Raw genomic sequence first — 12,038 nt, forward strand, 5'->3', positions numbered from 1 at the left:
TTGAAAAAGGGTGTATGAATCATTCGATAACTTACTTCCAGCATTTCTATTTGCTTTTATTGATCGCCTAGCTCTTTGCGAATCGTGCCATCCGGAGGCGCTTTAGCGAGTAATAGGCATCATCGCGATCTATGCCAGCCATTTCGGCAAGTTCCGATACGAGAGGTTCCTTTGGATAGCCGTAGCCGTTGAGGACTTCGAACTTGTCCATGATCGCGGTCAATACTTTGCAGTCACGGTAATTCAGCGGAAAAGTTTTCTGAATGGGGAAGGTTTCGAGGGAGGACGATTCGGCGGAGTCGTTGAGTGGGGGCAAGGGATTCCTTTGGATGGAGTGGAGGTGCGGTTGTGTGGGAGTGTGGGAGTGTGGGCCTCTCAGGATCGAGACGCCCCACAGGAAGAGCTATTTTTAGAAAGTCGCAACTGCGTACGTCTTTGCAGCCGGCGTTCCGGCCACAGCAGCGCAAACGCTCACAGTGACGGTGGTGGCATTTGTAGTAACCGCACGATAGAAGAAGTCACCGCCGATATCGGACCCGTCCGCAGTGGAGACATAAACGGGATGCCCTGCGACCCCACCTGCGATTGTCGCGGTGCCCGTAGCACACGCTCCAGCAGCCAATGCCGCTCCACCGATGCTGCCAGTGGTGCCGGTCAATCGGTTGGCGCATCCGGGGCCTGTGCAAGTGCCATTGATCGTCAGGTTGTTGAGCGTGACGTTGCCGAGATGGTTGCCGATGGTTGTCGTGTCGAAGCTGTAAGTTCCCGGAGTGATAGAGCTAATACAACCAACAGGAGTCGGCGCAGGCGAGGCACCATTGGAGAAGAGGTTAGACGAAGTAAAACAGTATCCATCCCCCGCTCCGTTGACCAACGCGCTACCGATGTTCATCTGACCTCCCAAGCTAATCACCTCGTTGGCCGCAGGGGTGGGATGAGGAGACAGCTGGTCGGTTACTACTCCGCTTGGACTGGAGCAACTGCCAAGGCTCGTAAAACCTGAAGGTCCAATGGAAAACTGGTAATTCCAGATCGTTGCTGTGGTACCAGCAGGGATCGCGCTGCACGAAATTGAGTTGAAATTTGTTGCGCTCAGAGTGGCATTGCCTGTAAAGGTGGTGGTGATTGGACCCCATGTAGTCGTACCATTGGGATTATTCAACTGCATGACGTAGCTATAAGGTGTTGTTCCCGGAGCCCCGATTTGAGTTATGGTCAGAGGGGTATTGAAGTAGGCGTCAAAGCAAGCCGCGCCAGAGGGGTCTTTTATGGAGCACTCCTTGAAGATTGCATAGGGGTCGGGAACGAATATGCCGGGAGTGTTGCCCTGAACGACTAGCGATTGAGCGAAGAGCGGTACAGACGTAGAAACTTTGCTGTTGCTGATCGTCTCAAGGTTGAAGCCGTTACTCCCCTTGAAAGTCCATTGACCGCCGTCGATGGTGTTGTCGAAATGAAGAGTATTGACGCCGTTGTTAATGCTGAGTGGGTTGAAGTTCTGCATTCCCGGACTGCTGAACGCCGAACCGCCCCAGCAGATACCGCACACCACCGGCTGCACATTTGAATTTAGGTTTGTGTTGAAAATTCCAATTGCATCCATCAAGTCGGCGGGGATTTGGTTTCCCCGGTGCCAATTGAACCAAAGTTGTCTACAGTTGAAGGAAAATTTTGGACCGTTATGGATGCATTACCGAACGCCGAATATCCCAAATTCGAGATAACGAGAGCACCGATACTGCTTGGTTGACCTATCGCTTGCTGTAGGTTGAGTGAATCTCCCATAGCTGCGTAATTAGTGGGAAGGGCGAGATTATCACCAACGTGAAACATCGGCTGGTAGGAACCAATAAAATGTCCGTTGGCAAGCATGGCATTCGGCAAGACGCCAGGGGTGTGGTCAGATACATCATAAATTTCAGATGCCCACTGCACGCTCGCCTGAAGATTACGAACGGGAAGCCTAAGAACCGCACCACTGGAGCATGTGGTATCAGGTCCAGTCTGTGATGCCGTGAAGGTGCCTCCATCGGTAAATATTACCCCGCTCCACCGATACCCGTGTTCACGCTTGAATCAGAGCACCCAGACACGGTAACTACGAAAGTATTAACAAGAGAAAACTTGTTCTCGTCTCCATCAATGGTTCCGGTAAGGACGTTATTGGTTCTGCTGACGTTGGTGGCCTGAAACGATCCCGGCGCTACGCCTACGTTCGGCACCCCAAAGATAGCCTCGGTTCTCGCCGAACTTCCCGGTGCTACGGCAGAACTCCATAACTGGCTGGAATTGTAGTGTGCGTAGCCAACCGTATGCGGACTTGGGGAAACAATGACGGGAATCACGGAACCGTTTAATGTGCCATCTGAATTAGTATCCCCATTCAAACTAACGACAGTACCGCAAGCACCACCCTGCGCGGCCATTGTCGGATTAGAACCTACGCCCAAGGCATGGACGCTACGGTGAGCCATCAGTGTTAATATTTGGTTCCCACTGCCATCCTTGGCTGTTGCACTCAATACCTGAGCACCGAAGATCATATTTCCACCGGTATTCTGAGCTGCACAGAATAGCCCCTGATCTCCTCCTGGGCCTGCTCCCGTAGCGGTAAAAGTTCCGGTTGTTGCGTGGACTGTGCACGAAGTCTGGGCTACGGTGCCTTCCTGAATCGGCACAACGCAATCATTTACTAAGCTACCCTGCGCATAGCTGACCGGAAGTGCGGGAGTGGAAGCATCGAATACTACGGTTCCATAGAAGGGGGCTGTATTGGTTGGTGAAAATATATTCGCCGTCAACTGTAAGGACAAAAGAGGAGTTGCCGTCCGGTCTATCATGTACCGTCCGACGCCCTGAGTATTTGCCGAGGCCGTCTGATTGGCGACAAAGTGGCTAGGATCAGTAAGAGAGGTAATTGTTCCTTGCCAATCTGCTGGTGTTGAGATGTTCGACTCTCCAAGTCCGTGTATACCTTCGTCGGAAGCTGAGATTGCACCCCCGGCATAGAGATTATTAAAGTGCATCACGCTGGCATCACCTATGCCCGTGAAATTATTGGTTTGCCCCCAGATTCCACGAACACCAGCACCTGGGAAGAAGTTGTTCTGAGTCAGAACATTCTGAATTTGCCACTGCGCAGTGCTTGTATACCCGGCAGCGGGACAGTTGAAGGGGCATCCCTCTCCGCTGGTCACATAACCAGGATTGATAAAGAGGGCCTGCTCAAACCGCATGTCCTGCTCTGCGCCCTGGATAGCGCTCTTGCTCCCAACCGTGTAAGCGGTTTCTGCGGGGAATCCCGACTGAATAACAAAATTGAAACCGAATCCGCTTGGCAGAGGGTTGGTGTTGTACATCCCAAAGGCGTTGTAACGCTGATCGAAGAGTGAGACTGAATTCGTAGTAGAGTTACCAGCTTGATTAGTTCCGGTAGAGGCATCGTTTGAGGTCGGGGGGACCATCGCGGCGCACGATACGGAGTTACAGTCAGTGCTGGCGATGAAGTTGGCGATGCCGTCATTCGTTGCGTTGCTTGTGCGGTAGGAGTTGGCGTTCGACACACCATTGTTGATGCGCGAAGTTAGCGTATGCGTAGTTGGGTTAATGTTGATGAACCCGTCACCCTGAAACGATGTGACCCCTGCATTGGCAAGCTGGACAGCAAATGCAGGCGGGGCCGGATTGCCAGCTCCTCCTCCGCTTACTCCATTGAATGGACAGACGTTCGGGATAAAAATAGCTTGCGATCCGGGGCTGGAGATCTGCTCGTCGACGCACCCCGAAGCAATGTAGTAGTCGTAATTCCCGCTGCCGTTCGCGACCAAAGGCTGCTGAATAGGTACCGTCAAAGCCTGATCGGAATAGATCGTAGCGCCCGTAGCGCAGCCAGTATTCGCCACGCAGACAGTGATGCTGGCAAACGGCCCAACATTCGCGTTGAGAGCGTTACCTTTTACAAGAACTTGGGAGATGCGGTGGGCACCGGTCGGCGTTTGCGCGATACACAGAGGGGTGAGTAAGAGGACAAGAAGATATTTGAGACGCATTTAGGAGTTGGTCCGTTCGGGAATATCGAGCGCAGGGCGTGGGCGGGATGCTGCCGGGATTGTGCGGGCGGGCCTCTTCATTTCGAAGACGCAACCGGGAGACTGAGGAGCTTACTGCTTAGGAAGCAAGAGCTTTTTGGAGAAGCCTGCGGATAATTTCAGACATACTCGCACCTGTGGTGTCGGCGCGATCTTGGATTTCCTTAAGCTGAGAAGTCAAGATGTAAAACTGACTTCGCGCATAGCGAGGAGTAGGCATGTAGGTTCTTCTATGTGGAGTTGGGTGGCAGATATAAAATCCGCTACCTAGATGACCGATTGACCCCCTCTAGGGTTCGGAAAATATCATATTTATTTTCGTTGTAGTGTCAGAAAATCCGTCAACACATCTTCCTCGTAAGCAGTTGATTTTGATCTCGACCTTTGGGTTGGTCACCTGTGTAAAACTCCATAAGTCTCTGAATCCCAGAGACTTACAAGATTGTTCGCAAAACCCATCTACAAACGCTAATCTGCGCTAGTGGAGTAAACAATCGCTCCTACGGGAAGAGAACAAACATGACCGATGAAGTGTGGTGGACCATCCAGGATTTAGCCGCGTATTTGGGGTTTTCGGTTAGCACAATCCAAAAGATGGCAGTGAATAAAATAATCCCAGCGTATAACCTCACTCCTTGGGGTAAGAAAGCCCATTGGAGATTTAAGAAATCAGATATCGATAATATGCAGCCCCATGCATATCTACTGAGGAGCACTCCGCAATCGTCATAGTCGACGAACAGAAAGCTCAGAAGCAATGCCCATTTGTTGAAGAAAGCGGGCATCGAATTCGCTGCGTTCCTGTTCTATGACTTTGAGGGTCCATCCGGCAATCGGTTACGTTATCGGTCATTTCTTGTCCTCCACAATTGCCCACCGATAGCCCATTTTCGCGAGGTTCTCATCGCTTGGGAATCCCGCGCCTCTGAGCCAAAGGTGAAAGGTCTGTGAAGTTATCTCCAATTCTCGGCAGACAGCAAGGATGCTTCTCTCGCCTTTCCACTTCCTTAGGAATTCCGGCACATCCTGTTTCGATATCGGTTTCATGACCTGAGTGTAACATTGTTCTTTACACTATGTAATGCAATCCATTACAGTAAAGTAAATCGTTATACCAGGGAGAGAACGAAAATGACGAAAGCGAAGACCGCGAAGGTTTTAGAATTTCCTACAACAACAATCGAGGATAATTACCCTCCCACGAAAGAGAGTGACGTAGTCCCTTGCTTCGACTTTCTGCGGCGGATGAAAGTCCCAAAATCGGCTATTGAGATGCTCGACATCTACGCTGCCATCACGGGGAAAGCGCAGATGAGACGATCAACCGGATGATAGACGAATTTCTCCCTGTCCATGCACTCACCTTCGTTGAGGCATTTGTGGAGAGAGGATACGCAGACGAGGCACTGTTGCGGAAGTTCAAGGCCCTTGAGTTCAAAAGGAAGGCGAAGAGCAGGAAGCAGCGCAAGGATGGCTCAACATCGACGGGGTTCATCGCTAATCCGAGCGACCAACGATTCAGAGCACAGACGGATGAAGAATTCGATGGGGAACTCCGCAACTCTGCGTTGAGTCCTGAAGACTTTGAGAAGTTTCTCGAACAGTTTATGTTCGAACATGGTGCCGAACTAGATCCGGCAAATCGTGAGTCGGTCATAGCGTCGATGCGAGAAATCAATGAGATTGCACTGAATTCTAAAGCTCACTACGAAAAGATGGTCAAGATGGGTTGAGAAACTCGATCTTCCATTGCAGTGAACTTATTGCATAATAAAAGCCCCCACTACTTGACATGAAGCGGTGGGGGCTATTTCTCTTGTCACGGATTCAGTGACTATAGATCTAAGCTAATACCCTTTCACTGTTGAAGCAAATCGCTCGACACAACAACGAATCGACACAACAAATCGACACAACAACGAAATTAATATATTCATGAAGTGCGAAAAATGAATTGAATAGCATCTAATAGTTGAAAGGGATGAAAATACAATGTGGGGCAAAGATGTGCGTGATTACTTAACATATGCTGATAGATTGTCATTCCCACCGGGGGATTCTTCGAGACTTACTCCGGACTTCCGTTATACAACTGAGCAAATCTGGGACCGAGTTCCCACGCATGAGGCGGGACATGCTGTTGCCGCTGTGCTCTTGAGAATTCCGTTTAGAACGGTTACCGCAAAGCCGAGGGGTAAGGTCGCTGGATGTGTGGCTGGAATATCTAGCCGCCTTCGAATAAGCGATCTACACAAAGTGCGTGGCCAAGATCGGTGGCGCGTCAAAAGCAAGGATGAACTCGACGCTCAAATCAGCGGTCGCATCAAACGACACAGCTCTAAACTTGCCGTGGTAGTGTTGGCTGGTCGAGTTGCTGATGAGATCTTTTTGGGCGGCATTTGCAGGATCCCTTCTACGAGAGCGACGAGTCCACTCTACGTGAGCTTGCGGTCAACCTCGGCGTAGAAGAGGACGCATTCACCGGCTGGCGGTCTCAAGTGCATAAAAGAACTAGAGGACTGTTAGGTGAAAGAGGAGTTGAAATGGCGTTACAGAGCGTAGCTGAGGAGATTAGATACGCCCTTTACGCACTCAATACTGGGGTGCCGCAGAAGCGGGTTCAAGAGCTTGTACTCGCAGATCTAGACTGCGAGCGCCTTGTAGAATTTATGAAGTCGCGCCGGTCAGTCAAATCGTCCTACGCCGAAGACTTGTCATCCGAAACAAGAGTTAGCTGACCTCTTCACTGGTAGAAGTCTGATTCTGGTTCACGCACTATTCAACATCTCCGGCCCGTTGTTTCTCACGTTCCCAACAAGTCTGTTGGCGGGTGTCATACGCATACCGTCCGATTCATACGGTCGGAGCAGATCAATCGGTGGTCGGGACTCGTCGTAATCGTTGAGCCAATGGTCGTAATCGCGTGGATGAAGAATGACCGGCATTCGATCATGGATAGGATCTGTCAGTTCGTTCGCTTCGGTGGTCACTATTGAAAATGTATCGAGCGGCGGGTACGAGCTTCCTTTCCTTGGTCGCCACTCCGAAAACAATCCTGCCAAGGCGTAAGGCGCTCCGTCTGGCATCTCGAATTTGTAGACGGGGCGCGAACCTGCTTAAGGTTTGGAGACCTCCTTGGGGATCGCTTGAATGTCGCCAAAGAGCCCATGCTCTCCGGGTTCAATAGGTGGCGGCTGAGGCAGGCTGGGGCGCTGAAGCCACTCATAGAATCCGTCCAGGGGAACTAGACAACGGGTATGAGTGAAAGGACCACGCCAGATCGGTTTATCTAAGATCGACTCAGCGCGGGCATTCGTGGTCGAGAAGATCTTGAATCTGTCGGGGTCAGCTATCTTCGCAGGGACGAGTCCCCACCGCATCGTCGTCAGCTCTCTCTCGCATGTCTCGCGATCTGTCCGGATTACGGGCTGAAAGGTGCTGGGGGCGATGTTGTAATCCGGGGGCAGTTCAAATCCTGGTGGGAGCTTGCCGACCTTGAAGGCTTCAGCTATGCGCTGTTTGTCCGAACGGCGATAATAGCGGCCACACATAAGAGAGTATGATGCTTCGTTCCGTTCGATCTTCTGTTGGAATCAAGGGTTTGTTCTGGATGTACCGGAGGAGGCTGGAGCGGAACAAAGCTGTTTGTTCAATATGAAGTCCGAATCGATTTGGTTCAGTTTGACTACCGTGTCCGGGGACTTGCTGTACTTTGATAGAACATCCGTGAGCATCTTGGCTTCCATACCTTGAAAGCTCCCCAACGACTGAGGCAAATCCTTTGCATAAACATTCACCTTATAAATGCTGCGTGGCGGCACTAGGTCGCCATGTGCATGTGGGTAGAAGTATGGTTTTTCCGGACCGCGCTTCCAGTTGACGACAGGAATAACGAAATCCCATATTCTAGGTCCGCTTCGATCATCGACGACCATCGTTACTCGTATGTCGAAGAAACTTGCTAGATCCTTGGCTTTTGCCGCTTCAGGATCAAGAATCATCATAGTCTTGATATGCTTGGAAGCCTCAACCAACAAATCTGTTACCTGCTGATCGGCGCTCTCATTCTTATTGAGAATTCTCGCTGCCACGGGCCGGAACTCGTGGTCTGTTTTGAAAACAAAGCCTCCATCTTCCTGTTTTATCGCAACAGTGTGTGAGGCTTTCCCACTTATGACCAAGACCTCGTGCCTAGTAGCGACAACTTTGCACGCTGTGGTCTGTAGCTGGTCAAGATAAGCGTCCGGATTGCGGACGGTCCGCTCGGTGTCACTCGCAACGTAGACAGTCTTTCCATCATCTGTCACATAGAACAAATGATGGGTAGCATTCGCCAAATTGGTTGATAAAAGTAGCAAACTCAAAATGCCAATCTTCCTAAATTTCATAACGCAAATGCTACCATTCGTCATTCTGTTAGTAATTCCTCAATGCGTTCCACAGCGGCCTGCCAGCTTGCGTGCTGTTCATTACTCAAAGTGTCTAACGTCTTTAGTACATCTTTCGATGCCCCTTCCGACTTCAGGTACTTGGTAAGGATGGCAACGTCATCATCGAGTCGCTGAAGGTTCTCTCGTTGAATGGTTGCAATGCGCTCAAAGATTGCAGCGGTATCGCGAGAAGGCTCTGGAGTCTTGGTCACAACCTTGTCTACAAACTTAAGAGTCCTGACATCCTGGCGAAACCGAGTCAGATAAGTTCCCGGCAGTTCGAGATCTACGGAACTTTCAGAGCGGACGTTCATAATCTTCCACTCAGAATCCGATCGCTCAGGGATTACTCGGTCTCCTATTTGGGGCATCCGTGGGGGCTGGGAGCAGCAAGCGGCAGGGTGAGATTTGTCGACTTTTTAGGTGCTTTCGGCATAGTGAAGACAGCGTAGCAGAGGTCATGAATAGCAAACGCCAAACTACTGGGACGCATGGAAAATCTCTATTTGTAACCCTCTGTTTATCAGGATGATGCAAATTCTTTCATCTTGCGCCACGAGAAGCGGACAAGTACGCTTGCTCTCCTCCCCAAAATTCGATTCGTGGAGCGGTAAGAAAAGAATGCATACGCACGTTCTCATGGCTATAGTCCTTCTGTCATTTGGTTCCATCTCACAAGCACAACACCTGACCGCCGCCCAGGCTAAGTCCCACGAGGGTGAAAGCGCCACCGTGTGCGGGCAGGTAGCAGGGGAGCACACTGCGTCGAACAGTCGAGGGACTCCCACCTTCGTCAACCTCGACGAGCCTTATCCCCGACAGATCTTCACGATACTCATCTGGCGCGAGGATCGTGGAAGGCTTGACGCCCTACCCAGTCCTGGTGAGCACGTATGTGTCACCGGACTGATCACGGACTACCATGGCGTCCCCGAGATGACCATTCACAGCAAGCAGCAGATGTCGCGGTAGAGGAGAAGGTCAGTGAAACCACGAACGAGAAAAGCCGTGATCTTCGCCGCCTTGGCTATGAGCGTAGCTCCGACACTAACAGCCCAGGCATCATCACTGGTCAAGGCGATCATTGTCCACCGGGTCGAAGGTTGTGATTACTTCATGGTTCAAATGCACACAGGCTACGGAATCCTCGAATGGTTCGGTGGGCACGACCCCGACAAGGACGACATCTTGTATGGTGACATGTGTACATATGGGATGAAAAACATCCATGACGAGACTTCGGATAGCTCCATCAGAGTCTGGGTTGAGGAATATAACCTAACCAAGTCCGATGCAATGGATAAGCTCCTAGACGCATGTGAGTGATGAATTACCGAACCGTTCTTGGGCATAACGAAGGGCCACCTCGATTGAAAGGACAGTCGCAGACGTCATATATAGCAGTACATGAACCTGTACTGGAGATCCGTGGGTATGCATACGAAATATCTCGGTCGTTGCAACGATCCATGCCCCGATATGGCCGAACCAATACTTTAGTAACACAGACATAGCTGAAAATATATCAGTGTCGTTTCCGTTCAACCCTCTGTCTGCGACTCCTAAGCCTGTCGTATTGTTCGTTAGTCAGGTTGAGCCAGATACCGCCGGCATCCCGGCCATGGCCGCCCACTTCATAGTTTTCATTTTGCGATTTTAGACCGATCCTTTTCCGTTTTGATCTCTGGCCGTGTAAAACTATCGTTTAACTCTATGGCGCGTCGCTTACTCTCAATGCTCCTGCTCGCGTCGTCCACGCTGCCAGCCCAAACGCTGGTCGACCCCCACGTTTATTTTTTTGTAGATCAATCGACGTTCTCGGCTGAAGGCTCATGGGTTCCAGTGAATCCTAAAGAACACGCGGCTAATCAAACGGAAACTGAGCTGGATTGCGAGAAGCGAACCGGAGAGTGCATTGAGGCGAGTGCTGATTATTATTCTGGACACCCTCACATCTCGGTCGCTTATTTCCAAATCATCAAGTGGGACAGTAACGGGATTATTGCTACCAATGCGGACGCGGTTTGTGCGAGCCGAACAGTATCCATAGGCTTTGCCGCCAAACACATCAGCGATACGAGAGAAGCCAAGGTGCTGCCGGACGAAAAACAGAAAGCTTGTCAGGCCCTAGGTATACCTCCAAACGAGAGTTGGACATTCCTAGTGAAGAACACGAAAGCTTGGGCTTTAGAACGTGGCCGCGAACATATGCAATAGCCACCATCTGATCACCGGCATTTATGCCCGTCGAGGAAAGATACAAACAGCGATGCAGCGTTGGTGTAGGCGCTTTTGGTATCACCGGCAAGAGCAGCACTGGACTTCTTCAGATCCGCGTATTGATCACACGCTAAGACCGTTTGCGCTGTGTTCTTCGCGGCGGGGTCGCTTCTGTCTACGCTCAACATTAGCGAGAAGGTTGTTGCTTCCGCTATGTTCAGGGCGGCTTCGTGTTGGAGAGCATTCATCGCGGTAATTCTTTCGGCATCTTTTACGGCAGCCGCTTGCGTACTCTGGCTGTCTGAGCGAAGGAACTGTTCTTTGATGTGGCGCTCCAGGTCGGAAACCACTGCGGCTTCCTGGTTATATGCAACGATGAGGAGGCTCTTCACCGTTTCATCGTCCTTGTCAACAGCTTTATATCTGCTTATTAAGTATGCCGCGCAGTGTAGCTTGTTACGCGCTTCTTGGGTCCCCGTGAAAGCAGAAGACATCGCCACTGAAGGTGCAGCCTCGCTTTTTAGACCCTCCATACCAGTAACTAAAGCTGTTACAGCTTCCTGAGCGGTGCCTAGCGCTCTCACTTGGTATGCCAGGCGGAGGTATGCTGCTTGGCCGCCTAGAGAGCTGAGACCTACCAATGCATAGTCGCATGAGGGGGGATTGTGGTCGGTGGCAGATCGTAGCGAGGCTGACGTTTTTGAGCGAATCCAACTACCGGCAGGAACAAAAGCATGAATGCAAATAGTCGGCTCATTCAATCTCCGTGGCCTAAGATTACGTTTGACGCCTCACGCTATCTTCTATTATCGAAGTTAACCCCTTCGTGGGATTAACTATGGTACTGCCCATAAGGCAGCCTACCAGACATATGGCGGCAAGTTCCCTGCCGCCTTTTCATTGGATATCAGGTGACTGGCATCCATCAACGTGTTCGATGCTTTGAGGAGAAGAAACGCATCACCCCGGTCAAGATCCCGCCACGTCTTCTAGCGTCTTTCGCTCAAGCTCCTTCATCCGAGTGTTGTATAGAACGTGATCGCGAACATAACTGACGACTCTCTCTCGCCTCAGCCTTGGCGGCTTCATCCAACCAACCAGGACGATCACCAATTGCGTCTACAGCAGAGAAACCAGCGTTAGGAACGCTTGGTCTATGACCGGGATTGCCTTCAGAGATCTTCTGAGCTGCTGATTTGGGCTTACGTCCTGTCATTTTTCATTTCTCTTATCTCTAGCGGTATCATTCATCGGTGAGGATCATCAGATGAGTCGATTTGCTCAGGCCGATCCTAATCGA

At 50.9% G+C, this 12,038-nt stretch carries 14 protein-coding genes and 1 pseudogene; 6 read left to right on the forward strand and 9 right to left on the reverse strand.

From position 1 onward, the window contains the following. Positions 1-67: 67 nt before the first annotated feature. The 5 genes from RBB80_RS25845 to RBB80_RS25865 all read right to left on the reverse strand — a co-directional run bounded on the left by RBB80_RS25845 (position 68) and on the right by RBB80_RS25865 (position 4,308). Positions 68-316, reverse strand: coding sequence for a hypothetical protein (locus RBB80_RS25845; protein ID WP_433965145.1), 249 nt, complete (start codon positions 314-316; stop codon positions 68-70). A gap of 93 nt (positions 317-409) precedes the next feature. Beyond that, on the reverse strand, positions 410-1,549 hold the full coding sequence (locus RBB80_RS25850) for a hypothetical protein (RefSeq protein WP_433965146.1): 1,140 nt from the start codon (positions 1,547-1,549) through the stop codon (positions 410-412). Positions 1,550-1,602: 53 nt separating this feature from the next. After that, entirely contained in the window at positions 1,603-1,935 is a 333-nt protein-coding gene (locus RBB80_RS25855; RefSeq protein WP_433965147.1) for a hypothetical protein, read from the reverse strand. Between the two features lie 104 nt (positions 1,936-2,039). Next, on the reverse strand, positions 2,040-4,049 hold the full coding sequence (locus RBB80_RS25860) for a hypothetical protein (protein WP_433965148.1): 2,010 nt from the start codon (positions 4,047-4,049) through the stop codon (positions 2,040-2,042). 118 nt (positions 4,050-4,167) lie between these two features. After that, a complete protein-coding gene (locus RBB80_RS25865; RefSeq protein ID WP_433965149.1) occupies positions 4,168-4,308 on the reverse strand; it encodes a ribbon-helix-helix protein, CopG family in 141 nt (46 codons plus the stop codon). 299 nt (positions 4,309-4,607) lie between these two features. Between RBB80_RS25865 and RBB80_RS25870 the strand changes: the two genes are divergently transcribed. The 3 genes from RBB80_RS25870 (at position 4,608) to RBB80_RS25880 (ending at position 5,821) form a co-directional block, all read left to right on the forward strand. Then, positions 4,608-4,820, forward strand: coding sequence for a helix-turn-helix domain-containing protein (locus RBB80_RS25870; protein ID WP_433965150.1), 213 nt, complete (start codon positions 4,608-4,610; stop codon positions 4,818-4,820). 399 nt (positions 4,821-5,219) lie between these two features. Next, positions 5,220-5,420: a hypothetical protein gene (locus tag RBB80_RS25875; protein WP_433965151.1), complete on the forward strand. Its 201-nt coding sequence runs from the start codon at positions 5,220-5,222 to the stop codon at positions 5,418-5,420. Then, positions 5,417-5,821: a hypothetical protein gene (locus RBB80_RS25880; RefSeq protein WP_433965152.1), complete on the forward strand. Its 405-nt coding sequence runs from the start codon at positions 5,417-5,419 to the stop codon at positions 5,819-5,821. The genes RBB80_RS25875 and RBB80_RS25880 overlap by 4 nt, the downstream gene beginning before the upstream one ends. Positions 5,822-6,856: 1,035 nt before the next feature. Here RBB80_RS25880 and RBB80_RS25885 read toward each other — a convergent pair. The 3 genes and pseudogenes from RBB80_RS25885 to RBB80_RS25895 all read right to left on the reverse strand — a co-directional run bounded on the left by RBB80_RS25885 (position 6,857) and on the right by RBB80_RS25895 (position 8,832). Next, positions 6,857-7,639: pseudogene (locus RBB80_RS25885) on the reverse strand (SOS response-associated peptidase). Between the two features lie 42 nt (positions 7,640-7,681). Beyond that, positions 7,682-8,500 carry a hypothetical protein gene (locus RBB80_RS25890; RefSeq protein ID WP_433965153.1) on the reverse strand — a complete coding sequence of 273 codons (819 nt, stop codon included), beginning with the start codon at positions 8,498-8,500 and terminating at the stop codon, positions 7,682-7,684. Then, entirely contained in the window at positions 8,497-8,832 is a 336-nt protein-coding gene (locus RBB80_RS25895) for a hypothetical protein (RefSeq protein WP_433965154.1), read from the reverse strand. Before RBB80_RS25895 ends, RBB80_RS25890 begins: the two co-directional genes overlap by 4 nt. A gap of 307 nt (positions 8,833-9,139) precedes the next feature. Here RBB80_RS25895 and RBB80_RS25900 point away from each other — a divergent pair, with 307 nt between their 5' ends. The 3 genes from RBB80_RS25900 (at position 9,140) to RBB80_RS25910 (ending at position 10,735) form a co-directional block, all read left to right on the forward strand. Beyond that, positions 9,140-9,490 carry a hypothetical protein gene (locus tag RBB80_RS25900; RefSeq protein ID WP_433965155.1) on the forward strand — a complete coding sequence of 117 codons (351 nt, stop codon included), beginning with the start codon at positions 9,140-9,142 and terminating at the stop codon, positions 9,488-9,490. Between the two features lie 12 nt (positions 9,491-9,502). Beyond that, entirely contained in the window at positions 9,503-9,844 is a 342-nt protein-coding gene (locus RBB80_RS25905; RefSeq protein ID WP_433965156.1) for a hypothetical protein, read from the forward strand. Between the two features lie 387 nt (positions 9,845-10,231). Then, positions 10,232-10,735, forward strand: a complete 504-nt coding sequence (locus RBB80_RS25910) for a hypothetical protein (protein WP_433965157.1) — start codon at positions 10,232-10,234, stop codon at positions 10,733-10,735. A gap of 11 nt (positions 10,736-10,746) precedes the next feature. Here RBB80_RS25910 and RBB80_RS25915 read toward each other — a convergent pair whose 3' ends face one another. Beyond that, positions 10,747-11,322, reverse strand: a complete 576-nt coding sequence (locus RBB80_RS25915; protein WP_433965158.1) for a hypothetical protein — start codon at positions 11,320-11,322, stop codon at positions 10,747-10,749. Positions 11,323-12,038: the final 716 nt, after the last annotated feature.

Origin of the sequence: Tunturiibacter gelidiferens (assembly GCF_051013345.1) — a bacterium.
Lineage (GTDB): Bacteria > Acidobacteriota > Terriglobia > Terriglobales > Acidobacteriaceae > Edaphobacter > Edaphobacter gelidiferens_A.

Excerpts from the sequence above, each read along its gene's own strand:
- RBB80_RS25860 (WP_433965148.1), bottom strand. The coding sequence starts at position 4,049 with ATGCGTCTCAAATATCTTCTTGTCCTCTTACTCACCCCTCTGTGTATC.
- RBB80_RS25865 (WP_433965149.1), bottom strand. The coding sequence starts at position 4,308 with ATGCCTACTCCTCGCTATGCGCGAAGTCAGTTTTACATCTTGACTTCT.
- RBB80_RS25870 (WP_433965150.1), top strand. The coding sequence starts at position 4,608 with ATGACCGATGAAGTGTGGTGGACCATCCAGGATTTAGCCGCGTATTTG.
- RBB80_RS25875 (WP_433965151.1), top strand. The coding sequence starts at position 5,220 with ATGACGAAAGCGAAGACCGCGAAGGTTTTAGAATTTCCTACAACAACA.
- RBB80_RS25880 (WP_433965152.1), top strand. The coding sequence starts at position 5,417 with ATGATAGACGAATTTCTCCCTGTCCATGCACTCACCTTCGTTGAGGCA.
- RBB80_RS25890 (WP_433965153.1), bottom strand. The coding sequence starts at position 8,500 with ATGACGAATGGTAGCATTTGCGTTATGAAATTTAGGAAGATTGGCATT.
- RBB80_RS25895 (WP_433965154.1), bottom strand. The coding sequence starts at position 8,832 with ATGAACGTCCGCTCTGAAAGTTCCGTAGATCTCGAACTGCCGGGAACT.
- RBB80_RS25900 (WP_433965155.1), top strand. The coding sequence starts at position 9,140 with ATGCATACGCACGTTCTCATGGCTATAGTCCTTCTGTCATTTGGTTCC.
- RBB80_RS25910 (WP_433965157.1), top strand. The coding sequence starts at position 10,232 with ATGGCGCGTCGCTTACTCTCAATGCTCCTGCTCGCGTCGTCCACGCTG.